A 26,556-nucleotide genomic window follows, 5' to 3' on the forward strand; every position below is an offset into this window, starting at 1 on the left:
TCCAACCTTCCTAAACTCTCCCAACGTATGAAATTCTTGCTGCAAAAATTGCAAAATCGCCAGTCCCGGCTGATGAGTATTCTGAGCGCATCCCGCATTAGCCTGCTCATGTGCGCACTTTTGGTGTTTATTACTGCTTTGGACCAAAGCGATACTATCCTGATTGATTTGCTGGATACGTCTGAATATGAGAGCCTAACGTTTCCGGTTAATTTTTTACTATTTGCAGGGCTGCTTCTCAGTCTTACGTTCATTTTGTCGCATTACCCCATTTATCTTGAATACAAAAGCGACCATCCCGGGACCATTCAGTGGCAAATGAAAAAAGTTGCCTGGGGCTGGGGATTTATTACGTATAAAGATCATGAAAATCAGCAGAAAGTACGTCAGCAGCAAAGAGATTCATTCGCCACTTTTCTGGTTGCTCACCTGCGCAATCTTTGGGGATTGCTGCTGCTAATGTCTGTTTTTTACGTTTTGGTGCAGGTGCACGCCCGGACGGTACTTCTTTTTTCGGGACAGGAAAAAAATATAATGCTTTGGAAATGGGGTCAAATTGCCCTCTACGTGGTCAGTTGCCTGGGCAGCTACCGGCTGCTTTTTGCAACATTTGCAAATAAAACCAAGCGGCATCAACAAAACCTCATTCGGGCAACATTTGTCTTCTGGTTTTTAACGCTTGTGGCAACGGCTTTTAGTATCCAAAACTTCGGATGGTCAGGCTATACTTTTGGGGGCTTCTATGCCTTCATGTACAGTTCAGCGGTATTTTATTCGGCCATTCGGTTGTTCAGAAAAAGTTCTGTTTTGGGCAATGATCTGCATTTTTTGTATGCCATAGCTGGATGTGGTTTTTTTAGTTTAAGTATTATTCTGATAGCGCATCGGGCCGTTTTTTTCTTCAATCCTCTTGTTATTCTATTGGCTCAATGCATTCTGCTATATGGCTTTTTTATCATTCCACTCAAACATTATTTTTACTACCGACAGCCTGAGATAAAATACAAAAGTCGTGCAGGGAAATTCTTTTTTGTGTGGCTACTGCCAAAGCGCGTGCCGCTGCTTATCGTGTGGGCCATAGTGGCCGGAACTATTGGCAACAATCTGCATCTGCTGGAAACGATTCCGGAAAATCCGGCCCGTACAATTTCACAAGCCACTTTCGCAAAGGATGTAAATGCGCATTTTAAAAATAAATCCACTATTTTTTATATTTCTTCTTTTGGAGGAGGTTTGAAAGCCAACATCTGGAATCAGTTGATTCTCGATTCGCTGACTCGTTTTCAAGGGCAAAATATTTTGGATCAGACCGTTGCCATGTCGGGTGTCTCGGGAGGAGCTATTGGTCATGCGGTGTTTACCGGTTTTCAAAATAAAGGTATGGGCACTCATCATGAAGATATTGTGAAGCTGGGAAGTACCAATTTTCTCAGCCTTGATCTGACTTTTCTGTTGGGCCGCGACCTGATCTATGAGCTGTTGCCAGGGAAATTTTTTGAGTGGATGGGCAGTCCGAAAGACCGTGCCAAACGAGCGATGGCGGGTTATGATGGTTTCATTGAAGCTGATACGAGCATGTTACAATCGTCGTTTCGGGAATTTTGGGCTGGGTTATATTTGAAGCAACGGGGCGCCAATAAATTTTTTCCGGCATTGATTGGCAACTCCGCCGGAACGCACATTCAGCGGGGCATTGCCTGTTCTGTCTGGATGTCAAAAGATACCTTCGATACTACTTTCTTTGATTCTACGGATCTGCTAAGCTTCCCTAACTCTACACAATCGCTACCATTTTTATATGCTGCTTCCTGTACCAATCGATTCCCTGTATTTAGTCCCGCAGCAAAGGTGCAGGGAAAGGGGCATTTTATTGATGGAGGTTACTTTGAGAATTCAGGAATGCTGAGTCTGAAAGACTTTGATCAGACACTTTTTAATTCGACCGCAATTTCGGATTCAACCCGAAAAAATCGACGGATTTTTATTCAAATTATCAATTCCCGGGAAGAATACATCAAGTTTTTACTAAAAAACGGACGGATTCTGAAAATGGAAAAAGAATCAGGAGAATTTGGGTCAATAGTAGGGACCGTTACGTCAATTTCTTTCCTGCCTTCCTATTTAATGAGTAAATATGCATCGGATAAAAATTATGTACAGATTCATTTGCCATATTATGTTACTAAAAACGACATCTGTAATCTTCTGAAAGCCAAGTCCGTTGTGTTAGACCCTGAAACCGAATTGCGGATCATGAAGAGCAATGAAAAAATTCTGAAACTGACTCGCGGCAATCCGTATGGCTTTGTGCAGCCACCGTTGGCGCGGTTGGTTGGGAGGCAGGCTGTGCAATATATGGAGGCCGTGCTGCGTGATTCTGAAACCTGGAAAGAGCTTAACAAAGTGCTGAAAACAACAAACTAACGAACTTAACAGGTCATTTTTTGTTAGCTTCATTACCACTAAACATCAGGGAACGGCTATGGGAAAATTAACTTTTCCGGAAAAAACAATATTTGTTTGTGATGGCAAAAAGTGCGGAAGACACAGCGATGTGCGGAAGTGGCTTAAAGAGGAAATCAAGCAGAATGATCTTAAAAACGAGGTCGAACTTGTGCGGATAGAATGTACCGATCGCTGCAAACACGCGCCGATTTTGTGTTTTCAACCGGCCAACCGATGGTTTGCGGAAGTGAGCGAGCGGGATGTGAAAAAGCTATTTGAAGAGTTTATTATGGACTAAAAAAAAACGGGAACCTGATCGCAGATTCCCGTTTTTTTGCATAAAGTTTGTCTTATTCAGGCGAACCGATTTTTGCAATTTCTTTGTCAATTACAAATCGGCCCGTGGCGCTATCGGCGTCAATAATATCAAACAGTTCGAGTACGCGGCGGGCGTTGTGCTCTTCTTCACGCTGCTCTTTTACGTACCACATCATAAATTCTTCGGTAGCATAGTCGTTTACCTCGCGGCATTTGGCAATGATGCGGTTGATGGCGTGCGTCACCGCTATTTCGTTTTGAAGTGCAATTTCAAACACACTTTTAAACGAGGTAAATTCCTGCTGCACTTCGCCAATTGCGGGCGTTACGGCCGTGCCGCCAACTTCGTTGATGTAATGGAAAATTTTGAGAAAATGCTCTCTTTCTTCTTCGGCCTGTGCGTACAGATAGCCGGCTGATTTTTCGAATCCATTACGATCCAGCCAGGAAGCCATCGCGAGGTATTTTTGCGATGCATCCGATTCAATTTTGCACTGCGCATTCAGTATAATCTCGATTTCTTCTTTCAAAGAAGTATGAAGTCTCATTAAATCTTTCATGGATTTTCGTTTTGCTGGTTAAAGTAAAATTGCCTTTTTGAAACGGTCTTACGTAACTAATACCGCTAAATTAGGGTAAAAAGTTTCAAATCTAGCAAAAGGGTCCGAATATGGAATTAGTCTAAAATGAAAGAGATTTTCTTTCATCCTCAGATCAGAAGAGGTAAAATCTACTAAATAAGAAATGATCAGGCCATCGAGACTTCACCGAATACTTCGTGAAGCAGGCTGTTGAGTTTTAAGGCAAATTTTGTGCCGTCGAGGAGGTCACGTAATTGGAGGATTTCGCAGAGCGTAAGTTTAAGCGAAACGCCATTTTGCGGAGCTTCAATGCGTTCAAAATCGTATTGATCTGAAAGATTGAAAATCATTTCGTGAATATTAACCGCCACCACTTTTCGGTAAAAAGAGGAAAAATCCTGCACTTTGAAAGCAATTGTGGTGCCTTCAAACTGAATATACACCCGGTTGGTCACGTCACATTGCCACGACCGCCCCTTTGGCGTTCGGTACAACTCGTTTCCGTCGGTTATTTGTGTATGCATGGGTTGGCGTATTTTTTTGTCAGGGCGAAATTAACTACCGAAACAGTATTCTGCAATATTTATTTAAATTAATTCTAAATAAATGATTTGAATCACTTTTTAACGAAAGTCAGAAAACCCAATAAGGAAGATCGAACTGATACCATCAAACGGCCGGTGATTGGGCCGCAACGGGTTCATTCGCCATAATTTCCATGAGGTAGGTAGGAGCAAGCGGATGTTCGCGACGAATTTTTTCCTGTAATTTCATGAAACCGCCAATCAGCGCTTCGGGCCGTGGCGGGCAGCCGGGCACGTATACATCCACCGGAATGATGCGATCCACACCTTTGACGACGTGGTAGCCGTGGTCCCAGTACGGTCCGCCGCAGTTTGAGCAGCTTCCCATCGAAATTACGTAACGGGGCTCGGGCATTTGCTCGTACAAGCGCCGCACGCGGTCCGCCATTTTAAAGGTAACCGTACCTGCTACGATCATCACGTCGGAGTGTCGGGGCGAAGGTCGGGGAAAAATGCCGAAGCGTTCGAGGTCGTAGTGGGACGCAAAACTTGCCATCATTTCAATGGCACAGCAGGCCAACCCAAAACCCATCGGCCATAGGGACGAAAGCCGGGCCCAATTCATGAGATCTTCGGCATTTGTCAGGATGATTCCGCCCTCGCCGGTTTTTGGTTGTTCCATGACCATACCTTTATTTGTTGTAGAGTAAATTTTTGGAGAAAAAAAATGAATACGATTGTTCAAAAAGCCCTTTCTTTTAGGTTTTGTTTACAGTTTTTGATTCGTATTTTTTGTTAATAGCCTCATACAAAGCTGCGGGTACCGGTGATTCAGTGGCCGGAATTGCCGGTTTTGGCCGTACCCAATCAAGGTAGCCTTTGACCCATGCGTAGGCCAAACCTAAAATCAACATTCCAACAAAAACGGTCATTTCGGCGAGCGCAAACCAACCCCAGCGGCCATCGGTCTGTTGAATCAGGTCCTCATTGCCAAATACCACCGCCCATGGAAAAAGAAATATAAGCTCTATTTCAAAAAGTACGAACAGTAGAGCGACCACATAAAAACGAACGTTGAACTGCACATTGGCATTTCCAACGGGTTCTTCGCCTGACTCGTAGGTAGCGTTTTTTTCAGGATTGGGTCGGTCGGGCCGTAGCAAGCGCCCAATGCCAAGAATTAAGCCCAGCAAGCCAAGGCCCGCCAGAATAAAAAGCAAAAGAATCCCGAAGTCGGTTAGCATACACACAGATTTTTTGCAAAGATAGAAAAAGGAAGTGTTTGCCGGACTTCACTTGATTTCTCTATTTTAGTAAAATAGTATTTATTATAATATATCTAAAATATAAAAACACCAAATGAGTTATCGTACGTGAAATCGGTAAACGCTCTGCAAAAATCAACCTGTATAAGGACGTGCCTTCGCAGGTCAGACACCGACTGAGTTATGGTGCGAATGATTGATGACTTCCCGTAGAATCATGATCTGCTGCTTCAAAAGATCAATCACTTCGTCCCTGTCGGCCACCTGTTTTTCAAGATTTTTTGTGCGCTCGTGCAGTACCTCTATTTCGGTAATAGGATTCGTTATGAGTGTATTAGGGGTATTTTTTATAAGAAATGGATCGCCGGTTCCCCGTAAAAGCCAGTCGCCATTTACATCTTCAAAGCGCCGAGTAATACTGACAAGGGTATCAAAACTGGGTTTTGTCCGACGATTCAGAATGGTATATAGCTTGGCGGGTTTCTCAAAACCCAAAGTTTTGCTAAGGCCATATACGGTCATTTTTTTGGATTCCATCAGGAACTCAATGCATTCGTAAATATCAAGCGTTGAATCTTTCATATAGTATAAAAATAACATATATTTGCTTTGTGGTACAAAAATATCAAATACTTATTGATTCTAAAAGGTATTTTTCTTGAATAATTAGTAAATAGATGTTGTATATATACTTTTGACATGAAAATCCAGAGGTCTTTGTAAACCCAAACTGACGGATAGGTAGGAAAATGTTATGGAAAAAACTCAAAAGAGAGCCTTGCCGAAGTCTGCAGAAAAACCGGCTGAACCCGTTCAATCACTTGTTTCACCTCCCAAAAAGAAAATGACGCAGGCGGCCTGGGATAAATGGGTGCGCGAAACCGTACAATCGGTTAGCCCGGATGTCTGGAACCTGCACATTTCTGATCTGAGCCGGGGCACGCAGCCGCTGGAAGATTTAAAAAAAATGCCGAAACGTGTGCTGCTCGATACGCCTGCGCTTGATTTTCTGTTTCGCTGCCCATCCAAACTCTCGCATAATGCGTTACTTGTGTTGAATGAGGAAGATATAGAGTGTCTTGTGAGTACAGAAAGCCTGCTCGAATGGGCAAACCGGATTCGCTCAGGCGAATATTTGATTAAGCAGGAGCATGGGTTCTTTGAGAAAATTCTGGATCGATTTGAACTCGTTACGTTACCCTCTACGGCTGTTTTATACCAAAAGTATCTCTCGCTCATTAGCCCGACCTCGGTTGAGATCCTTTGGGAAAAGTCAGGCGAAGATGTCCGACGTATTGTACTGAACGCCGACGACCGGCCCACGCGACTCCTGACAGCTTGCGCGCTTGTGGAGGGTGTTCCTATTATTACACCCGACTTGCGTTTTGGTGCCTACAAAAAATCCGGAGTAAAGATCATTTGGTAAAACTCCTGCTACATAACGCTGCCCAAAGCGCCCTTTTTACCTAGCCTGAACGGATGATACCGGGTTTTTCTGCATACATAGCAAGAGCCCGTTGTATGTGAGATCCCCTCATTACCGACCCTACCTGCCCCTGTGGACGGAGGGTCGGTTTTTTTTATGCGAAATGGCGAGTTAGGAAAAATACAAAAAAATTAAGAAGTGCCAGATCCGTAATTTTACGAAATTGAAACTTTCTTCCTGGATTTTTTTGTCTATGATTATAATATAAATATAATATAATTTATACACGCCTGCTGTTTCTGTTGAATATGAGCTCCATTTCATAACTGTTGTTTTATCACAGTTCAAAGCATTTTACCAAACTTCAAAGAGTAGTAAAAGTGTTATCAGACAGAAACGTATATTCATGAATACCACTAAGGAGCTTTGATCTTGTCAAAAGTCGGGACGCTGTATTTTATGTATAATATAGTATATAAATATATTATAAATTGGAATTATTTTGGACTATCTATCGTTGGTATATATAGAGATACAAAAAGGTACAGCTTAATGGATACTTCCTTAGAAAATTCATATAGTCAGGATGAGCTTTGGCGACGGTCAATTCCGGCACAGGTATTTCTGAACCATTTTTTTGGATTGCATCGGCACATTGCTCACCGCCGGCGGGATGATGAAATGAATCAGTTGTTCAGGTTTAGGCAGTTTGTCCCAAAACTGACACCTGTACAGGCCGAAACAGCCAAACGGATGTTGATTCAGGCATGGAACACGGAATATGCGCTGCGCAAAACGGCTGAAAATGGAGATGAGACATTCCATCGCAATGCGTTGTACTGGACATTTCCGCAGGCTTATTATAGCATATTTTTTGGTGTAAGCGCCTTTCTTGCCGTGCAGGGGAGGAGCGTGCCCAACGAAGCGATAGCCCGCATGCGGATTGCGAGTTTGGTTACAAATGATTGGTATCCGGCCCCTCTTGCTTTTGCAGCTACGGGCCATCCGGGACATTTTTCTTTTGCAGCGTTACCGGCAGGAGATGGAATTCCGTCCCTGCAATTAATTGATGTCCCGCACGAGTGGCAGGCTCAAATCGGGCAGTTTTTGCGAACCACCCGCACGCAACGAGTACAGGCGGCTCGCCGCAGATTGCAGGCAGACCCCACTAAGGCCATTCGGACCAAGACCGGTAAAGTCTCGACACGGTTTGGCCCGCAGGAATGGACCCAAGTGGCGCAGAAAGTAAGTCCAACAACATTTTTGGATCTTTTCGCGCGATTGAAAATTTCCTCTACCCATCGTGAAATTGCGCGATTTGTAGAAGCTGATATTGATTTCAGGCTTTTTCACAACTGCCTGTTGGAGACTGTACGCTACGTCAATTCCATTCATGAACACTACGTAGCGCGTGCTTTGGGCGAATCGGTTTATGCGGCTTTTCGGACAAATCTGCCTTTGTATTTGCAGGAATCCGCCGCTGCCAAATCGCCGACATGGGCAGAAGTAAGGCCCATTGACTATCTGAAACCTGCCTGGCAAACAGGTACATAACGAGTGATTTTTAAGAAAATAAACAAGACAAAAACAAAACAGAATGACGAATCAACCCCTTTTTTATAAGAGTAGAGGCGGCGGACAATTTTTCAAAAAAGAGGGCAGGCACATAAAGATTATATGTTTGTACGGGTTCAATCCTTCGGTAGAACGCACCACTTTTGATGAAAAACTATTGGTTTCGCTGGAATGCGAGCCTTGCGACGAAGAAACTTTCAATAAGGCCGAAGCCGAGATTGTGCAGGTGCTGCAACTCGACAAATGGTCTCAAAGAGCATAATGTAGTTTTGGTTTTATGGATATGTTTAAATACGTCCGGGTTGATGACCCGGACGTATTTTGTTTTTGTGGGTGGGCAGAATGAAAATCAATATTTCGCCTGCATAGTATCCTTCTGAATTACTGTATATTAGTGGCTTACCATCCTTAAAACTCTGCCAAAATGAAAGAATATAAAGTTGAAAGCCGGATTTATTACAGCAAATTTACCTTCAATATCAATCACATTATTGAGAAATCAACGCCTGAATTTCAGGCACTTCTCGATTCCTACGCCCAGCAAGGGTGGACGCTAAACTCAACTACCAGTACAAGTTTTGGAAGTGCCATGTATTTTTATTTCTATTTTGAGAGAGATATTCCCGCTTAAAAAATGGATTCATCCCGGCCGTACTCGGAATGAATCCATGTATTATTTTGTGCTAAATTCAAAAATCCCGTGGTGACGTTTTTGGTCGGCGAATCTTCTTTACCTTCTTCACTTTTGCAGGTTTAGCCCGTTGATCGGCGTCGTCTTCTTCGCGGCGTTTTTGCATGGTTTCAGTGCGGTCCATTTCTTCGGATTCTGCGAAGGCTTTCCAGTCAAATTTTTCATCGAAGGGATCAAGCGCTTTTTGCGGGTCAAAAATTTGTGGATCTGCGGCCACGGCCCGGTAGGGCGTAAAGTCGGGCTGAGCGGTAAAAAGATCCCGCATGTCGGTAGCCGTAGCGTCGTATTGATTGAGATAGGGTGTGCCCAATACGTGCCAGAACGTTTTGAAAATACTGCCAAAGCTGTAATGCTGATGGCCCACATAATTTCTTTTGGCATAAGGCGAAATCACCATCAGCAAACTACGGTGCGCATCCACGTGGTCAACGCCACCTTGCGGGTCGTCTTCGGTAACCACAATCATCATGTTTTTCCAGTAGGGAGTTTGGGATAAAAACTCGATGGTGCGGCCCAAAGCCAGGTCATTATCAGCCATGTAGCTTTCTACAAATGGATAGCCTGCCGTCGGGCGCTCGCGGGTGCCGTGGTCGTTAGGGAGCATCAGCGTGAGCATGGACGGCAAGGTTTTGCCGGGGCCTGTCCATTTTTCATTAAATTCTTTTATAAAAATATCCGTCCGGAACTGATCCGGAATGGCCATGTTGTAGGTCGGAAACTGTTGCGAAGATTTGTCATACAGCGGTGTGGGGAGCGGATAATTGACCGTGTACAGCTCCCCAATGTATTTCATGGTACTGTCAGAATACGCTGCGGCCATTTCTACGCCGAATCCGAAATTGTAAAAATCTTTTCCGTTTCGGTCGAGCTGATCCCAAAGCGATCCGGCCTCGTTATAATCTTCTGGGTAAATGCTGCCTGCCGATCCGTAGAAGGACAGGTTGCCCGGCGCCTGTGACGTGTCGCGCATGCTGCGCCGCCCACCGTAGGCAGCGGCGGTACCCGTTTCTACCCACTCGTTTGGATAGGTATTGACAAGCCACCGGTGACCGTCTGCTGAGACGTCCGAATCGCAGTAAAAGTTGTCGGACATGGCAAATTGGCTGGCCAACGTATGATGGTTGGGCATTACATCACCCCGCACAACGGTTCGTTTTTTATCACGGCTCCTAAAGTCGCGACGCAGACCATAACGGGCAAGCGACGAATCGCCGTTTGATCCGGGATGTTGCCCGAAAACTTCATCGTACGTTCTATTTTCTTTGGCTATGAAAACGATATGTTTAATCGGCGATTCGTAGGCACCGGGGTAGGGCGGAATGGGGTTGTCGTTGGTGGCAGCTACCTGCTGGAACTTGAAATTATTATCTAAAACCCGCTGCGTAAGCCCAGGCAGAGCGGCATCTGCCGGAATATCCATTACCGAAACCGTTCCTTTCATCAGGCTACCGATGTAGCTTCCTTCTGCGCCGAGTGTAAACGCACTGCCGCCGTTGGGGCCGCTGCCGTAGCCTTTGGCGTTGGTTACGATGAGTTTTTTACCATCAGGACTTACTTTCAGCTTGGACGGAAACCAACCCGTTGGGATATGCCCCACAATGTTCATCGTCGGAATGTCCACCACGGCCACGGCATTGATTCCGGCTTCGGCTACGTAAAGTCTTTGTTGATCGGGCGAAACCGCCACGCCAAACGGAATAAGTCCGCGAAGCGCACCCAAACGGGGCTCGGGATTAAGAAAGAGCGTTTGCACGACGGTATCTTTCCTGATGTCAATGACCGAAATGCAGTCGTTGTTGCCGTTGGTAACAAACACGTGCTGATCTGTGGCCACTACCGAGTTGGGGCTGCTGCCGCCAACTGCCGGAAAGTCTTCGACCATTTGCCCGACCAAAATGCCCGTTTTGATTTTAGACCGAACCACAGGTTTGCGATTTTGGACAGAATAACTCCACACCGAAAATGCCTCGGGTGCGTTTGGGTCGCCAAGGGCCGGTACGCCTTTTTCTGGAATTCCTTCCTTCATTTCCTTGCTGTTGTAGCGCGTGGAGGGCCATTTGTGGGCGGTATTTTTCAGGTCATTTTTATCCAAATCCGTAAAAGGTTTGTATTCAAAAACGCCAACGTTTGCCACGTATACATTTTTCTCGTTGGGCGAAAGACAAACACCGAACGGGTAGCGACCGGTAGGAATGGAATGCATGATTTTTTGCGTGCGCGTATCAACCACAATTAGCCGAAAACCAATCTGATCGACGGCGTACAATGTGCTGCCATCTTTGGACAAAACCATATCGCCAATGTAGCCGTGATAGTACGACAGCCCGTTTTGTTTTTGGGCACAGGAAATAGTTGCCTTTTTCTGACCCGTTTCCAGATCAAACAAAAAAATGCTGTTGGTTTCGCCACCGGCAACGTACACGGTTTTGTTATCGGGCGTAATGGCCAATCCCATAAAGCAGGCTTCGAGCACACCGTTATCTGTTCGTGGACTTTCAGGTACTTGTTGAACGGAGGTATTTTCGTGCAGAATATTTTTTAAAATGCTGATGGAGATAGGATTAATTCCTGAATTTGCCGTTACGGCAAAGCTGCCGTCCGGGCTCAAAGCCAGGCCATACGGATGCGGTGCGGTGGTAATCTGCCTTCCGTAGGGCGTGATGATTCGCCCGTTGGGAAGCGTGGTGGCTCCGGTTTTGTCGATGCGCAGGTAGTCTTTTCCGGCGGGCGCATGGGCTACCCATTTCTGCGCCAGCGTAACCGACGTTGCGCAGAGAAGAAAAGAAAAAAGGATGATGGATGATTTCATGGTACGTGATGAGGTTAAAGGAAATACATGTGTGTAAGCTGCTTCAAAAAAAGCTTTTCATATTCAGCGCGGAGTAGTGAGATACTGTTTGATTTTTTCAAGATAATGATCCAGCGCAGGAGTTTTGTAATCCAGTATTTTGGCGGCTTCGTCCCAGCGACGCATGCGAATAATCAGTTCAAAATGCTCATTTTTCTCAAATTCCAGCGCTTCCTCTTCCTGCATGGGCCCACCCTGAAACGCCAGCGTTTGTACGCTAGCCGCAGAAAGTGCAGCAAAATAGGCCGGATTTTTAAAAGTCAAATAGCGCTTTGCGTTGACGTGGTTTTCTATCAAAACTCCTACTTTATCAGAAAACCCGCGCTGCCGCAGCCAATCGGCGGCTACGCCTTCGTGGTCGCGCCGACCGTAGGTGTCCATGAGTTCGTCGGGGTTGTCGGTAGGGAGCATATGGCCAATATCGTGCAAAAATGCAGCGAGCTGCACTTCTTCATCGTAGCCGTCGCGGGCGGCAAGTTCGGCTGCCTGAGCGGCATGCTCAAACTGCGAAACGTCCTCTCCGTAGTACGGATCACGCCCAAATTGATCGAATAAAAATTGAATTTCTTCCAGTATTTGTGGGGCAGAATGGGGCATAGGTAGTGCGAGACTGAGTAACCAACGTGTTTTTGACGGTGTGAAGTAAGGGATAAAATTTAAAATTCTACCATCGCTTCGGTAATGGCTTTTCCGGTCCAGCAGGGAAAAGCTTTTGCGCTAAGCACATAAGCCGCCGTTACCGCCGTGTCGAAGGTGTCAATCGGCGTTTTTAGCTCATGATTTTTCTTTATTCCTTTGCCCGAAATAATCCAGGGAATTGTCATTTCAGCAGCACTTGTTCCACCGTGTCCTTTGTTCACTCCGCCATGATCTGCCGTTACAATCACTACCGTTTCGTTAGCGACGCCCGACGTCCGAATGGCATTCATCAGGTTGTTAATCAGTGAGTCAGCTTTGGTAACGGAAGCATAATAGGCCGGTGTGCCGTGCCCGCTTTCGTGCCCGGCATGATCGACATGATCCAGGTGGACGAAGGTAAAAAGTGGTGCCTGCGAAGCAATGTATTCAGCCGCCAGCCGAGTGGTTTCATTTTCTCCGGCAGCATCCGTTTTTACGGTACATACGTCATCTTCAAGCAATCGTCCAAAATCGTCCCAATCGTAAAAAGTAGCAATTTTTGCCGTTTTGTTTTGCTCGCGCACGGCCCGGAAAATAGTTGGAAAAAGCTGTCCTTTGGCACCACCGCAATACGATTTTTCGGCAATATCGACTCGTTTCCAGCTATTTGACCAGATTTCGTGATGCGCCGGAGACGTTCCCGTGATCATAGACGCCCAGTTGGGGCTACTCGACGAAGGATACACCGCTTTGGCCTGCATAGACCAGCTTCCGCTACGAATCAGCGAGTCGAGCGTGGGAGTAGGGGCTTTTTGAATCCCGTCGGGGCTCAGGCCATCAACCCCAATAATGACAAGCCTTTTTTGAGAAAATGCGGGACAAATAAAGAGCGTTACCAGGCAGAGTATCAGAATTATTTTCATGAGATATTCAATTTTGTAGAAGGTTTTTAGCACTAGAAAGATAAGTAAAATACTGCTGAAAAGGCGTTGTGTACTAGTGTTAGAAAGGAAGGAAAAAAGCGAGAGTAAAATACCCCCGCTTTTGAAAATAACCAAACCTATGCTATGTATTCAGTTATTTCTGAATCCACAGGATGTCGTTAATATCATCTTTTCCATCGAACTGACGCTGAATGGCCATTTTGTAATTATCCTCATTGGTGGTCCGCTCTGACACCGGATACTGCCAGCGTTGGGCAATTCGGCCCGAATTTCCGGTTCCTACGCCGGTCATGAAGGCAGGGAAGCCCGTGCGGCGGTAATTGAAATAAGCTTCCATGCCTGAATTCATAAAGAAGGCAAGGTATTTTTGAGTAATAATCTGCTCTAATCCTGCCTGATTATTTCCACTATACTTAACCAGCGGCTGCGCATAATAGCTGTCAAAATCAAAAGGCAGCGTGAACGTGCCGAAGTCGGCGGCGTCGCGGCCACCTGTGCGTGAATAGCGCAGATTCAGGGTGCCGGTTTTAACTCCATAAAATTCCTGCGACGCCATGATTCCTTTCATGTACCACTGCTCAGCGCTGCCCGAAGCCCAACCGCGGTTGATTCCTTCGGCCAGGTTAAAGCACATTTCGGGATAGCTCACAATAAACACGGCTTCGCCCTGATAGGTAGTGTAGTAGCGCGAACGGCTTTGAAACGAGTACACGCCCGGTGCAAAACCCGAACCATTGTCGCGTCCGGCTTTTTCGGCCATGTCGGTCAGGTCTTCGCCGGAACTTGCGCCTACGTAGGCCGTAAAGTCAGATGGTAGTTTTCCGCTTTTTAACTCAGCACCAGCCGGCTCGGCCACCACCATCACCCGTGGATCTTTGCGCGCTACCAGCAAATCAATGTAGGTTTTGGCCATGTTTTGACGGGTAGCATCAAAGCCGAAGTTGTCAGGATTGGAAGGGTATTTGTTGAAATTATTTGATTTAAATTCCAGATTATCAGTCATGCCTTCCAGCAGGGGATATTTGGCGGGATTATTCAGGATTTCTGCGAAACGATTTTTAATGCCCAGTTCAGCATCCGCCTCTTTTTTGCTCAATCGGATCAGCATCCGAAGCTGAAACGCATTGACCACTTTTTGCCATTGGCGCAAATTTCCACCAAAGTAAAAATCACCGGCAATGGTTGTTTCACCTTTGGCAATCAGCGAAGATAAATCAGTATTTGCCTCGTTGAGCCAGGTCAGAATTTGCACGTACACATCTTTTTGGGAGTCATAGGCAGGCGTAAAGTTTTCAACACCGGCCAGGGCTTCTTTCATCGGCAAATCGCCCGCCCGAACAGACATTTGATCAAAGAAAAATGCCCGGAAAAACTTGCCCAACGCAGAATATCCATTGACTTCCGCTGCCCCCGAGCGTAGCGCTTCTTCTTCCATTTTTACCACATTTTTCAGGGTAAAATAGTGATTGGGCATGCCCGCCCACTGATATTCATTGGTTCCGTAATAGTTGTAATTTATGGCATAGAACTGATTCCAGCGCATTTCTGAACTAAATGGCCGTCCGGTATTGCCGTACAAGTCAAACTCAATGCCCTGCAATACGAGCGAAGCAGGTGCCGAAACCGCACGGTTTGGGTCTTTTTCAAGTTCTTCAAAGCTATTTTCGCAGCTTGTCAGCGTGAGGCCAAAAGCCAGCATCGCCAGAAGAATGTGTTTATTTATTTTCATGTTGAATGACTGATTTGAGTAAAAAAATATTCTTGTATTTCGGTGATTCAAAAGAGTATCTGGAAGAATCACTTTCCAGATAGTCTTTTTTGAAACGATCTGCCTCAGAATGTAAGATTGACGTTGATTCCGTAACGACGCGTTGAAGGTGTCTGCAATCCTGACGATCCATCGGTCAGATACTGATTCAAATCCATGTCGGTTTTTTCGGCAAAGTAGAGCAAGTTGCGACCAACAAGCGAAACTGACGCATTGCGAATGAATTTGCCTTTACCCAAAAGTGCCTGAGGGATTGAGTAGCCAATCACAACTTCACGCAGCATGCCAAACGAGCGGCTCATCAGGTTGCCTTCATCCGAATTGTAATAGCGGCTCGTCCAGTCCTGTAAGAATTGTTTGGTGGTATTTGGGGTAAAACTCAACTCCGCCAGATTGGTGATTTTTCCGTCAGCATCGAAGTTTAGTGCTGCGCCGTTGGCTACTTGCACACCTTCGCCTACCCATGTTCTGTTGCCCAAATAGTCCTGATAGCGGGCTTCGCCCATAGCGCCCTGAACGAGATCAATGTGGCGGCCTCCACGGAAGGTTTGCTTTTGTACATAATTTGAAATAACCCCGCCAATGCGACCGTCGAACTGGAAGCTGAACGAGAAGTCGCGGTAGTTGAATTTGTTATTGATACCAAAGACAAACTTCGGATTCACATAGCCAAGAAATTGATTGACAGGCGAATAGATCGGACGACCCGAGGCGTCATTAATGATCTGACCATCCGTTGTTTTTGCAAAAGCACGACCATAGTATTTGTCCAGGCGGTCACCTACTCTGAAAAATGTATTGAGGGCATCTACACCGGGATAAATCTCGGTAAGCACTTCTTTAAATGTGGAATAATTGGCCACAATGTCCCAGTTAAATCCTTCGATGTTCCGAATCGGCGAACCTGAAAGCGTTGCTTCCCAGCCGGTTTTCTGCGTTTTGATACCGTTCACCAAAGCCGAGCTATAACCCGTGGTGGTAGAAATTGGTAAAGAAAAAATTCGTGGTCCTTCGTTTGACACAAAGTACGTAACATCTAACCCAATTCTGTTTTGTAAAATCCTGAAATCCAGTCCAATTTCCGTTTGTGACGTAGAACTAGGCTGTAACGTTGGGTTGTTGAGCGTGTTGGTAAAATAAGCGGATGGCGTATTGTTGTAAGCAAAAGGTGTGGAATATACAGCGGCATTTTGGTACGTTGGGCCATCATAAGGCGAGTAATACTGATCGCCATAGCCCAGCGGATTGTTATCGCCCAGGGCAGGTGTACTGCCGATTGTGGAGCGGGTTAGTCCGTCTTTTACGTTGGCATACGAAGCCCGAAGTTTGAAGAATGAAACGGCTTCCGGAAGTTTTATATAATCAGAAAGTACCGTTGAAAGTGCTACGGATGGGTAAAAAAACGTGTTGTTTCCGGCAGGCAACGTCGATAGTTTGTCTACACGACCGGTGGTAGAAACGGTAAAGAAATCTTTGTAGGTAAAGTCAGCCGAATAGTAAGCTGAGTTCACGCGCATGGCAGAAGCAAAGTTTGACGTACGTACCGGATTAGCCGAATTGTTGAAATTGTACAGTCCCGGCACATTCAGGTAATCGGTAGAGCCCCACTGCGAGTTATACTCAAAGCTGCGAATGTTACCTCCGGCCCAAACTTTGGCGTTGAGGCCGGGAAACAAATCTTTATCAAACCGAACCAGAACATCGGTATTGTTCTCGAAAAGATTCCGGCGGTCTTCGCGGTAATCGCCCCGGCGCTCATCACGGCCATACGAACCTGCCGAATACGGGAATTTTTCCGACCGGAACAAGTTCCAGGTAGTTACCTGCGTGCGAAGCATGACGTCCAGAAAATCAGTCAGCTTGTAGGTCATTGCGGCCTGACCGATGATGTCGGTTTTGTAATGTCCGCGGAGCCACTCGTAGCTCATGAAGTAGGGATTGTTGTAGCGCTGATATTCTGCATAAATCTGCTGAATGCCTTCTTTGCCCGGCTGCCAGTAGTTGCGCATGTCATCTACGTCCCAATCGGCTCCTGCCCACAGCACCATGTTGTAAATAATGGAGTTAGGGCCGTAGTTAATGTCAGGAATATTGGGCGTGTACTGCCGGTTGTACTGTAAACTTGATTCAAATTTCAGGCGATCCGAGAAGTTGTAATCTGCTACCACATTGAAGTTTGTGATATTCAATTTTGTATTAGGCACAATTCCTTTTTGGAAAATATGCGAGGTTGAAAAACGCAGATTGTATTTTTCGCTGGAAGCTGAGATGGATATGTTATTGGTTGATAATACTCCCGGATTCAGAAAACGACTCAGGTTATCTTTTCCGCGCGCTACCCACGGCGTCGGAATCCGCTCACCGGTTGCGGGGTCAATTGGGCTGTCGTACTGAGGAATCAGCTGCCCTTCAAACTTTGGTCCCCAACCGCCGTCGTAGTCACCGTCGTTGAGTCCGCCGCCTTTACCGTCGCCAAAGGCATAGCGCCCGTGGTCGCCGGGGCCGTATTCATCCTGTACCTTTGGAATGGAGTAAAATCCGTTGTCAATCATGGTTGATGAATTTACATCCACTGAAAAACCGCGCTTGTCTTTGGTCCCACGCTTGGTAGTAATCAGGATCGCTCCGTTTTTTCCACGAAAACCATACAATGCAGAAGCCGTGGCACCTTTCAAAACCGAATACGTTTCGATGTCATCCGGCGAGACGTTCCAGGTATCCGAATTGACCGGAACTCCATCTACCACAAACAAAACGTCAGAATTTCCGCGCAGTGAGAGATTTGGTCTACGGAGAAGTTCCGGCTGCGTACCTACCGTAAGTCCGGCAACTTTTCCCGCCAAAGCATTGATCGCATTCGGTTCGCGGGCTTTAACGGTAGACGCACCGCTCAGCGACTGAATCGCCACACCCGTGCGGCGAATGTCCTTTTTGATCCCAAGTGCCGTAATGACTACTTCCTGCAATTGCCGCAAATCAACGGACATTGCTACCTCAAACGTAGAGCGATTGCTGATGGCAATTTCCTGCGGCGTGAAGCCTACAAACGAAAACACGAGCGTTGTGGCCGAAGCAGGGGCGTTGAGCTGGAAAGTTCCATCAATCGAAGTGCTTGTGCCAACGGTAGTGCCTTTAACTACGACGCTAACACCCGGAATTGGTTCGCCGGTCGCCTGATCGGTTACCTTGCCCGAAAGGGTGGCTTGTGCATAAGATGCCAAACCGCTCAAACATCCGAGGATGATTAGCAGATAGGTGTGCAGCCTTAGTTTTTGGCTGACTTTTTTTTGTAAAAATGTTAACATACGGTTACTAAATAGTTGGTTGTGAACAATGAGAAAAAATAGGAGGGATGTCTGTCCTATTTTTTCTGCAAAATTCGACAAGCTCTATCTCATGACCGGTTATGGAAATGTAAAGCGTTTATGAAGGAATGAGGGAGAAATCCCCCCGGATATTAATAAATTATATCTCGATTTTTTTTACCAGAATCTTTCTTATTTAAAGGTATAAAAAACGCCAAAACCCGTATTGTTTTGAAAAGAAGCATTTACGGTAATCTGCGTTGTTTTTTCGATTCGGCTCGCTTCCAGCGTGGCGGAGCCAAAAGAAGCGCTTACTAAAAAATGGTTGGTCAACTGATACATAAAGCGCAGCGGCGAAGCGTACACGGACAGGTTTGCTCCGGTAACATCTCCAAAAACCCCCTGTACACTACCCCCTGCGTAAGGGGCGATGTATAGTTTGTCAATAATCCTGACAAATTTTCCGCGCTCTACGGCAGGTCCGATCCCAAATCTGTTGGTATTGATATTGAAATCAGGTGCGTCTTCGCTTTGTACATATACGCTGCCACCAAAAGCCCAATAGGAATTATCTTCTTTGATTTTGCCTAGCAGAAGGTTGCTGCTAAGTGCCAATCGCGAATGCGAAATCTGGTCGTTGGAGTTAAATTGGGTGTAAAAAGAGCCGTTAAGAATCTTTCTTCCGGCTAGTTCCTGTCCGAAAGAAGCTCCCGAAATTAGAAGCAGAACACCGATTGTGAAGATGGATAGTTTTCTCATCTTTAATGGAATTAAGGTTATGGATTTCTTTTTTGTATAAATATAAAAGTAGTTACTAAAAGCGCTTGAAAAAATAGATTCCACCATAAAAAAAGTTAAAAATTGAGGTCTTTTTAGTACCGTCCGAAGTCATGGGCTTTTACTCATCAAGCGCGCATTCAATTGCTTTGGAAAATGGCTGAGTTCCAGGGGGTATGGATTTGTACCTCTGACGTGTACGGCCCTGGGTTTTGGAGGCTGTCCGTCCGAAAAGCCCGCCGTAGATTTTAATTTTGCGGTTTTTCTGCCAACTTTGTAAAAAGTTTTTTCTAAACTATGCTTTCATCCCGAATCGGAATTCTGGGCGGTGGCCAACTGGGACTCATGCTTTTGCAAGCTGCCGTTGACTGGAACCTGGACATTCATGTGCTTGATCCTGACGCAGAGGCCCCCTGCCGTTTTATTGCCCCACACTTTCAGCAAGGTTCCTTACAGGATTTTGACACGGTCTATGCCTTTGGCAAGGATCTTGATATAATTACTATTGAAATAGAAAAGGTAAACGTAGATGCGCTCGAAGCGCTTGAAAAGCTCGGCAAGCGTGTTTTTCCGCAACCTTCGGTTATTAGAAAGATTCAGGATAAGCGCATACAGAAGCAGTTTTTTCGGGATCATTTTCTGCCAACCGCCGATTTTATCCTGACCGAAACCAAAGCAGACGTTGCGCTGCACCTCGATTTTTTGCCCGCTTTTCACAAGCTTGGGCGCGATGGATACGACGGTCGAGGCGTGCAGCGCATCAGTTCCGGGGCAGATTTGGAAAAAGCTTTTGACGCACCGGGCTTGCTGGAAACGGCCGTTCCGTTTGAAAAAGAAATTGCGGTGATTGTGGGCCGAAATGCTCGTGGAGAAATGAAAACATTTCCCGTTGTAGAAATGGTTTTTCATCCCGAACACAACCTCGTGGATTATCTGTTTGCGCCGGCCCTTCTTGACGAAACTGTTCGACTGGAAGCTGAAAGCATTGCACTGCGTACTGCCGAAGCCTTCGGAATTGTGGGCGTGCTGGCTGTCGAAATGTTTGTGCGTCCGGGAGGTGAAGTTTTGATCAATGAAGTGGCGCCGCGCCCGCACAACAGCGGGCATCATACGATTCGTGCCAACGCCACGTCGCAGTATGAGCAGCATTGGCGGGCGATTTTAGGGTTACCTTTGGGCAGTACCGAGCAGTTTGAGCCTTCGGCAATGGTTAACCTGCTGGGTGAGGATGGACACACCGGCCCGGCTCATTACGAAGGAATGGAATCGTTGCTGGCTACCGCCAAAGTATATCCGTTTTTGTACGGAAAAGCCACCACACGGCCCTTTCGTAAAATGGGACACGTGACTATTCTCGATCAGAATACTGACGATTTGAAAGATAAAGCTGAGTTTGTAAAAAAGAGTATCCGGGTCATTTCGCAGGCGTAGTTTCGGATTTTTACTTCATACGTAAAGTTTTTTACTACAAATCACTAATAATCTCCTGGCTAACAGCTACATATTTAATAGAAGAAATAATGATTGGAATAATAATGGGCAGCCTGTCGGACCAACCCGTCATGCAGGAAGCAGCCAAGGTACTAAAAGAACTCGGAGTTGCGTTTGAAATGCAGGTTGTGTCGGCACACCGGACGCCGGAATTGATGCTGACCTACGCTAAAAACGCCCGGGAGCGGGGAATTAAGGTAATCATTGCCGGCGCAGGCGGGGCTGCCCACCTGCCAGGAATGGTGGCGTCGCTCACGTCTTTGCCGGTCATTGGCGTTCCGATTCTTTCCAGCAACTCTATTGATGGCTGGGATTCGGTGCTTTCTATTTTGCAAATGCCCGGCGGCGTTCCGGTTGCTACCGTAGCGCTGAACGGTGCAAAAAATGCCGGAATTTTGGCGGCCCAAATTCTGGGAACAAGTGACGAAATCCTCGCAATTCGTCTTGATGAATACAAAGAAGAGTTGAAAACGAAAGTTACCGAGATGAATCAGGAACTGAGTAATTTAAGTATCCTGTGATTCCAGATTATATCCAATTTCACACAAATTGCATCTTCAATTAGTAGTCTGATTAAGTTATGGAAGAAGAAAATCCCAAACCAAAAAATATCCGTCCGGACGAAACCTCAAAACTTCCTCTCATCACCCTGCTGACTCTCGTAGGAATTATTATCGCCCTCTTTCTGATTGGTTATGAGTATATTACTGATGACACAACGGGTTCGGAGGAAGTTACAAATATCAGTCCTGATACGACAACGAAAGTACTGCCGATTGAGGTAGAGCCCGAACCGATAATCGAAGAAGAAGCCCCCGCAGAAATTGTGGATAAGCCTGTGGCGACTGAAACCCCCACGCCCGAGCCTGCCAAACCGGAACCCAAAGCTGAACCAAAACCTGTGGCTGTGGATCCGGGCGGAACAGAAATTAAGCATACAGTACGTCCGGGAGAAACCTTTTTTGGGATTGCGAATCGCTATAATTTGACAGCCGAAACGCTGAAATCGCTTAACCCATCCATAAAGGACGTAACCAAAGATCTAAAAGCCGACGTGACGAAACTCAACGTGCGGGTGCAGGCCGTTCATACCGTAGGGCCGGGCGATGTATTGCGCGTAGTTGCCGGGAAATATGGCATCAGCAAGCAACTCCTGATGGAAGCCAACGGAAAAACCCGGGATATTTCCAACCGGGGCGAAAAGTTGATTATTCCTTTTAAATCAAAGAAATAAAGATTTTTTAAGAATATTTTTAAGAAAAAAGGGGTTCTTTCCACCACTGGAAAGAACCCCTTTTTTGGATTTTTATATTTCAAAAAGGGCGATATCCCCCACCACCCGGACTACGTTCTCCACCGGGACCGCCCCAGCTGCGGGGGCGCTCTTCAACCGGAGCCGGAGCTTTGCCAAAGTTGCGAAGCGTATAGGTGAAGGTCAGCATAGCGTACTGAGTCAATACCCGGCTCGTAACGTCTTCCAGGAAGGTTTCGGTTACGTTTCGGCTGATGCTGTTGTTCTGTGCCAGAATATCAAAAACAGTAAGTTTCAGTTCACCTTTGTTGTCTTTCAGGAATTTCTTACCAACACTTGCATTCCAGAGCGTAAAGTTCTGATTAAATCCTTCTCCAAGTCCACGAAACGATTGGTTGGTGAGGTCGGTTTGAAGCACAAATCCTTTTCCAAAAATCCAGTTTACCCGTGCCGATGTATTCTGTGAGAAAAAGTTGTTGTCGAGCTGCGGTTGCAAACTGTTACGTACGATGTTGTAGTTGCCGTTGAAGGCCACCGTAAAATCCAGGTTAGTGCTAATGTTGCTGCTCAAAACAATTCCCTGCGTAAGCGCATAGTTGTTCGAGAGGTTCAACTGCTCATTGATCAAACCCGGCAGGCGGGTTACCGTAACGCCCGAATTCAGGTTCAGATTTACCTTAATTGCCTTTATCGGTGAGCCATAGTTTACAAAGCCGCGAAAATTCCAGTTACCATCCAGGTTGACGGGTGTAGTCAGCTGTGCGCCTTGTTCGAGCCGTAAACCGTTTGGCAGCGTCACCGGCGTTTGGGCTACAAAGGTGGAGTTGGTAATGCTGTTTCCGGTATAATTAAAGGAGCCATATATAAAAAAGTTGCGGCCCAATTTCGAGTCAGATGACGAATAGCGCAGGTTGACGCGGTGGCTGTACTCCTGTTTCAAATTAGGATTTCCGGCGGTCAGGAATAGCGGATTGCTATTGTTTACCACATTTTGAAGCTGCGTAATGGAAGGCTCGTTGGTGGAAGTACGGTAAAACATGCGGAGGTTTTTACCTTCCGAAGGCCGGAACATGAAGAAACCGTTGGGCAGAATATTGGTAAAGGTCTGATCTACTTCGTTAAATCGAGGGAAAAGCTGTTGGCTGTACAGCCCGGCACTTTGGAAATCTACGCCTACTGCGCCCGTCACTTTTTTCTTGTTTCCCCGCAAAGTCAACCCGGCCCGGTGAGTAAGGTATTGATTGTCAAAGGTGTTTGAAAGAAGCGTGTCCAAACGGGCGTAACGCTGTTCGGAATTAACGTAGTGGAACGTCTCACTTTTGGAATCACTGTTGCTCAAATTAACCGTGTAGCCAAATTGCAGCTGAACAATCTTGCTGAGGGGTTCGGTGTAGTTGATACTTGCACCCATGCGTGCAGTATTTGATAGCGACTCCGAAATCTGATCGATCGTGTCACCGGGAAAACGGCCCGTGTTGTAGAACTGATTCAGGGCATACAGGCTGCCTTCGGAGGTGCGGTTGTTGATATTGGTCGACAAATTTACCGAAAGCGTGCGTCCGGCTTTGGCAAAGCGGTGCCGCCATAACAATGAACTATTGGAGCCAAGTCCCATCGATTCGTTGCGTTGTGTGTTGTCGGTTTCGTTAAGCAACGTGCCATTTTGCAGCGTAGTAGCACCGATCCGCATGGTGTTAGACGTATTGTTTTGCCAGCTGATTCCGGGAGAAAAAATGAATGAATTATTTTTATTCAAGGTATACTCAAACCTGAAATTGACGCGGTGATTGAGGTTAGTATTGGAAAAATTATTTTGTTCTGAGTAAAACTGATTGCCCGTAGCATTCGTCAGGAAGGTTTCGCGATTGGTATTTTGGGTATTCGCATTGCCGGATCTGTTGAAAAAATAGCTTCCTGTAACTTCCAGATTTTTCCCCCACTTATCCGAATAGTTCAGTCCAAGTGCGGTTGTATTGGTAATACCATTTTGCTGACCTACCAAAAAATTGGAAGCAGCATCACCGCCCCCACCGCCCCCGCCGCCCCGGCCACCTCTGCCGCCCCCGCGGCCCGAGTTACCCCCTCCGCCCAATGCACCTGCCAAATCCTGCGAAGAAAAGTTTTGCTGATTGATGTTATTGGAAAGTCCAATAATTGAAATGCGTTTATCTTTCCCAAAAATATTCAGATTTCCGCCCGCCATGTAGCGATTGTCGGAGCCGTAGCCGGCAAAGGCTTTTCCAAATTTTCCGGCATTCCGATCCGTGCGGGTCACGATATTGATGGTCTTTTGCGCGTTGCCATCGTCAAAACCCGTAAACTGAGATTGGTCGCTCTGACGGTCAAATACTTCAATTTTATCTACAATTTCAGCGGGTAAATTGCGAAGTGCAAGCGTGGCATCGTCGCCAAAAAATACCTTTCCGTCTACCAATACCCGTTGCACGGCCTCGCCCTGCGCCTGCACCTGTCCGTTCACAACCGTAATGCCGGGCATTTTCTGAATCAGGTCTTCGGTTGTTGCGTCGGGGTTGGTCTTAAACGCCGCCGCATTGAACTGCGTCGTGTCGCCTTTTTGCTGCGATTGCTGAATTTGACCCACTACTTTTACCTCTTTCAAATCCGTAGCCGACTCCTGTAAAGGAATAGTGCCGAGCTGAATCACGGGCTCGCTGAGCTCGTTAATACTAACCGTGCGGAGGGCATCACTGTAACTTAAATACGTAACTTTAAGTAAATATTTTGCCTGAGTCAGGCCCTGAAATTCAAATTTTCCGTTCAGATCCGTTGTTGTGTACACGGGTTTGGTGTCTTTTCCGGGTATTTCCACGCTCACGTAGGCACCGGCGACGCCTTGCTGCGAGGTACTGTCAAGCACAGTGCCCGTAAGTCGGTACGTTTGCGCCTGTGCCACAAAAGCGGACATGCTCAGAATCAGGAATAAAAAGGCTGAATGTATCTTTGCCATAAAGTAGTTGGTTTCGGGTAGTTCCGAGGTTAGAGCAGTGAAAGTAAAACGGGTTTAATTGCTCGCTGTGGCTAGTAGACCAACGGCCCGAACCAACCGATAAACTCCCGGTTTTACTCTATACATCCTTAAACTATTTTTACGATGTCCGATTTTTTGTCCCCACTTTTTACCTACAATCAGGAAATGAATGACCGGATCATTCTCCAACTAACAACCCACACATGGCCCGAACCCGAGCCGCTGCATCGGCTCATGAGCCACATACTTACGGCGCATCATATCTGGAATCAGCGACTTGCAGGCAACATTCCCCGCTATGGCGTTTGGGAAAGTGTTCCCGTTGGAACATGGCAGTCTCTGCATCAGGAAAATACCGAAGAAAGCGTTCGACTGTTACAAGAATTTTCTGGAAGTCAGTTTATTACATATACCAACAGCCGGGGTGAAGCCTTTTCCAATAGTGTGCAGGATATACTTTTTCACGTGATCAATCATTCGACCTATCATCGCGCGCAAATTGCCACCGAAGTGCGTCGGCAAGGCGGAAATCCGCTGGCAACGGACTATATTTTTTATAAGAGAAGTTGAGGTTTGGGCGGGGGGGGGGGGGCTGATTAAATGAGTTCCAGATTTTGGTTTAAACTATTCTTCATCATCCTCTTTCCGGTATCCTTCATAGTAGTACGATTGCTCGATACCTTTAAAGATAATTTTTTTATTGTTTACGTCGTCAGTTAGATTGGCATGAAGTAAAGTCCTTAGTTCCAAATCGTTTACAGGGCTTCGTTCCATCGCCTGCAAATAAAGAATTTTGTCGGCGAACTGCCAGTTAACCAATTTATTGAGTTTTGTTTTCAGCAACCTATCGAGCCAAATACGCATCGTTCTGCCGTTTCCTTCCAGAAAAGGGTGAGCGATGTTCATTTCTACATATTTAGCAATAATTTCTTCGAATGTATTATCCGGCATTTCTTCAATTTTGACCAAAATTTCATTCAGATACAAAGCATTAGCAAATCTAAAACCACCTTTCGAAATATTTTTCGTACGAATTTGTCCTGCAAAATCATACAAACCGTCAAACAAATAGCGATGTATTTGCTGCAAGCCTTTGGTTGTACCCACCTCCATTGTGTCAATATCTCCTGACTCAATTAAACGATAGGCGTTTTCCAGACTTTTTTTATCTATGTTTTTCATGGTATGTAGATTACAATATAACAGTTATGAATTTTAAAAATGTAGAATAATTTCTTACGCCTTTTTTGCACAACATCTCAAAGTTATTTTTTGTAATAATGATATATTGAAAAACACATCTCAATAATTCAAATAATACGTTTTCTTAAATTTGTACTGTCTTTATTGCTTTTGCCAATATTACAGGTTTCACATAAAGTTTGGTAATTATCTAAATGATTTAGTCCTCCTTTTGACCTAGGTATAATATGGTCAACATGCAGAATCGCTCCGCTTTCGGAGTTCCTTCCACAAGAAAGGCATTTCCAATTGTCTCTTTGAAAAACTTGCCATCGAAGTGCTGGCATTACCTTTATTTTAGTATCCGCAATTTTTAGTAATTCATTTTTAGAAATATTTGTATTTTGATCTATTCTAGGGCTTAAATCTATTGAACTAGGCTCTTGGTAAATATAGTTAAATTTCTTAAATTACTTGAAATTAAACTAGTTAGTATGGAAAATCGCTTTAAAAGTTTGACGTTATTTGAATTTCAGGAAAAATTCCCTGACGATGAT

24 protein-coding genes are annotated in these 26,556 nt (G+C 45.7%); 10 read left to right on the plus strand and 14 right to left on the minus strand.

The genetic code is table 11. The features are described 5' to 3' along the window. Positions 1-27: 27 nt before the first annotated feature. Complete coding sequence (locus tag EZE20_RS18440; RefSeq protein WP_132120429.1) at positions 28-2,424, plus strand: hypothetical protein; 2,397 nt, start codon at positions 28-30, stop codon at positions 2,422-2,424. Between the two features lie 58 nt (positions 2,425-2,482). Next, entirely contained in the window at positions 2,483-2,743 is a 261-nt protein-coding gene (locus EZE20_RS18445) for a (2Fe-2S) ferredoxin domain-containing protein (protein ID WP_132120431.1), read from the plus strand. A gap of 52 nt (positions 2,744-2,795) precedes the next feature. Here the strand turns inward: EZE20_RS18445 and EZE20_RS18450 are convergent, their stop codons facing one another. The 5 genes from EZE20_RS18450 to EZE20_RS18470 all read right to left on the minus strand — a co-directional run bounded on the left by EZE20_RS18450 (position 2,796) and on the right by EZE20_RS18470 (position 5,715). Next, complete coding sequence (locus tag EZE20_RS18450; protein WP_132120433.1) at positions 2,796-3,323, minus strand: ferritin; 528 nt, start codon at positions 3,321-3,323, stop codon at positions 2,796-2,798. 188 nt (positions 3,324-3,511) lie between these two features. Next, positions 3,512-3,868: a hypothetical protein gene (locus EZE20_RS18455; protein WP_132120434.1), complete on the minus strand. Its 357-nt coding sequence runs from the start codon at positions 3,866-3,868 to the stop codon at positions 3,512-3,514. A 145-nt stretch (positions 3,869-4,013) separates the two neighbouring features. Then, complete coding sequence (gene nuoB, locus EZE20_RS18460; RefSeq protein WP_132120436.1) at positions 4,014-4,556, minus strand: NADH-quinone oxidoreductase subunit NuoB; 543 nt, start codon at positions 4,554-4,556, stop codon at positions 4,014-4,016. Between the two features lie 70 nt (positions 4,557-4,626). Continuing rightward, on the minus strand, positions 4,627-5,112 hold the full coding sequence (locus EZE20_RS18465) for an NADH-quinone oxidoreductase subunit A (protein ID WP_132120438.1): 486 nt from the start codon (positions 5,110-5,112) through the stop codon (positions 4,627-4,629). A 186-nt stretch (positions 5,113-5,298) separates the two neighbouring features. Beyond that, positions 5,299-5,715 (minus strand): hypothetical protein, encoded by a 417-nt coding sequence (locus tag EZE20_RS18470; protein ID WP_132120440.1) that lies wholly within the window; start codon positions 5,713-5,715, stop codon positions 5,299-5,301. Between the two features lie 172 nt (positions 5,716-5,887). Here EZE20_RS18470 and EZE20_RS18475 point away from each other — a divergent pair, with 172 nt between their 5' ends. The 4 genes from EZE20_RS18475 (at position 5,888) to EZE20_RS18490 (ending at position 8,765) form a co-directional block, all read left to right on the plus strand. Next, positions 5,888-6,559 (plus strand): type II toxin-antitoxin system VapC family toxin, encoded by a 672-nt coding sequence (locus EZE20_RS18475; protein ID WP_132120442.1) that lies wholly within the window; start codon positions 5,888-5,890, stop codon positions 6,557-6,559. Positions 6,560-7,111: 552 nt separating this feature from the next. After that, positions 7,112-8,113: a hypothetical protein gene (locus tag EZE20_RS18480; protein WP_132120444.1), complete on the plus strand. Its 1,002-nt coding sequence runs from the start codon at positions 7,112-7,114 to the stop codon at positions 8,111-8,113. Between the two features lie 43 nt (positions 8,114-8,156). After that, entirely contained in the window at positions 8,157-8,396 is a 240-nt protein-coding gene (locus EZE20_RS18485) for a hypothetical protein (RefSeq protein WP_132120446.1), read from the plus strand. A gap of 162 nt (positions 8,397-8,558) precedes the next feature. Further along, on the plus strand, positions 8,559-8,765 hold the full coding sequence (locus EZE20_RS18490; protein WP_132120448.1) for a DUF4177 domain-containing protein: 207 nt from the start codon (positions 8,559-8,561) through the stop codon (positions 8,763-8,765). A 58-nt stretch (positions 8,766-8,823) separates the two neighbouring features. Here the strand turns inward: EZE20_RS18490 and EZE20_RS18495 are convergent, their stop codons facing one another. From EZE20_RS18495 to EZE20_RS18520, 6 genes are all read right to left on the minus strand, one after another. After that, positions 8,824-11,634 (minus strand): bifunctional YncE family protein/alkaline phosphatase family protein, encoded by a 2,811-nt coding sequence (locus EZE20_RS18495; protein WP_132120450.1) that lies wholly within the window; start codon positions 11,632-11,634, stop codon positions 8,824-8,826. A 63-nt stretch (positions 11,635-11,697) separates the two neighbouring features. Further along, positions 11,698-12,270 (minus strand): HD domain-containing protein, encoded by a 573-nt coding sequence (locus tag EZE20_RS18500; protein ID WP_132120452.1) that lies wholly within the window; start codon positions 12,268-12,270, stop codon positions 11,698-11,700. A gap of 59 nt (positions 12,271-12,329) precedes the next feature. After that, entirely contained in the window at positions 12,330-13,214 is an 885-nt protein-coding gene (locus tag EZE20_RS18505; RefSeq protein WP_132120454.1) for an alkaline phosphatase family protein, read from the minus strand. A 154-nt stretch (positions 13,215-13,368) separates the two neighbouring features. Continuing rightward, positions 13,369-14,964 (minus strand): SusD/RagB family nutrient-binding outer membrane lipoprotein, encoded by a 1,596-nt coding sequence (locus EZE20_RS18510; protein ID WP_132120456.1) that lies wholly within the window; start codon positions 14,962-14,964, stop codon positions 13,369-13,371. A 104-nt stretch (positions 14,965-15,068) separates the two neighbouring features. Then, on the minus strand, positions 15,069-18,308 hold the full coding sequence (locus tag EZE20_RS18515) for a SusC/RagA family TonB-linked outer membrane protein (RefSeq protein WP_132120458.1): 3,240 nt from the start codon (positions 18,306-18,308) through the stop codon (positions 15,069-15,071). Positions 18,309-18,500: 192 nt separating this feature from the next. Next, entirely contained in the window at positions 18,501-19,067 is a 567-nt protein-coding gene (locus tag EZE20_RS18520) for a hypothetical protein (protein WP_132120460.1), read from the minus strand. Positions 19,068-19,382: 315 nt separating this feature from the next. Between EZE20_RS18520 and EZE20_RS18525 the strand changes: the two genes are divergently transcribed. The 3 genes from EZE20_RS18525 to EZE20_RS18535 all read left to right on the plus strand — a co-directional run bounded on the left by EZE20_RS18525 (position 19,383) and on the right by EZE20_RS18535 (position 21,810). Continuing rightward, positions 19,383-20,516, plus strand: coding sequence for a 5-(carboxyamino)imidazole ribonucleotide synthase (locus EZE20_RS18525; RefSeq protein WP_132120462.1), 1,134 nt, complete (start codon positions 19,383-19,385; stop codon positions 20,514-20,516). Positions 20,517-20,605: 89 nt separating this feature from the next. Then, positions 20,606-21,097, plus strand: coding sequence for a 5-(carboxyamino)imidazole ribonucleotide mutase (gene purE / locus EZE20_RS18530; protein WP_132120464.1), 492 nt, complete (start codon positions 20,606-20,608; stop codon positions 21,095-21,097). A gap of 59 nt (positions 21,098-21,156) precedes the next feature. Continuing rightward, the gene (locus EZE20_RS18535; protein WP_132120466.1) at positions 21,157-21,810 is read left to right on the plus strand and encodes a LysM peptidoglycan-binding domain-containing protein; all 654 of its coding nucleotides are present in this window, start codon (positions 21,157-21,159) and stop codon (positions 21,808-21,810) included. A gap of 79 nt (positions 21,811-21,889) precedes the next feature. Here the strand turns inward: EZE20_RS18535 and EZE20_RS18540 are convergent, their stop codons facing one another. Further along, the gene (locus EZE20_RS18540) at positions 21,890-24,796 is read right to left on the minus strand and encodes an outer membrane beta-barrel protein (RefSeq protein ID WP_132120468.1); all 2,907 of its coding nucleotides are present in this window, start codon (positions 24,794-24,796) and stop codon (positions 21,890-21,892) included. 144 nt (positions 24,797-24,940) lie between these two features. Between EZE20_RS18540 and EZE20_RS18545 the strand changes: the two genes are divergently transcribed. Then, on the plus strand, positions 24,941-25,387 hold the full coding sequence (locus tag EZE20_RS18545; protein WP_132120470.1) for a DinB family protein: 447 nt from the start codon (positions 24,941-24,943) through the stop codon (positions 25,385-25,387). 54 nt (positions 25,388-25,441) lie between these two features. Here EZE20_RS18545 and fic read toward each other — a convergent pair whose 3' ends face one another. Further along, positions 25,442-25,999: a protein adenylyltransferase Fic gene (gene fic / locus EZE20_RS18550; RefSeq protein WP_132120472.1), complete on the minus strand. Its 558-nt coding sequence runs from the start codon at positions 25,997-25,999 to the stop codon at positions 25,442-25,444. 128 nt (positions 26,000-26,127) lie between these two features. After that, the gene (locus EZE20_RS24665; RefSeq protein WP_132120474.1) at positions 26,128-26,346 is read right to left on the minus strand and encodes an HNH endonuclease; all 219 of its coding nucleotides are present in this window, start codon (positions 26,344-26,346) and stop codon (positions 26,128-26,130) included. Between the last annotated feature and the right edge of the window lie 210 nt (positions 26,347-26,556).

Source organism: Arundinibacter roseus (assembly GCF_004348825.1).
Lineage (GTDB): Bacteria > Bacteroidota > Bacteroidia > Cytophagales > Spirosomataceae > Arundinibacter > Arundinibacter roseus.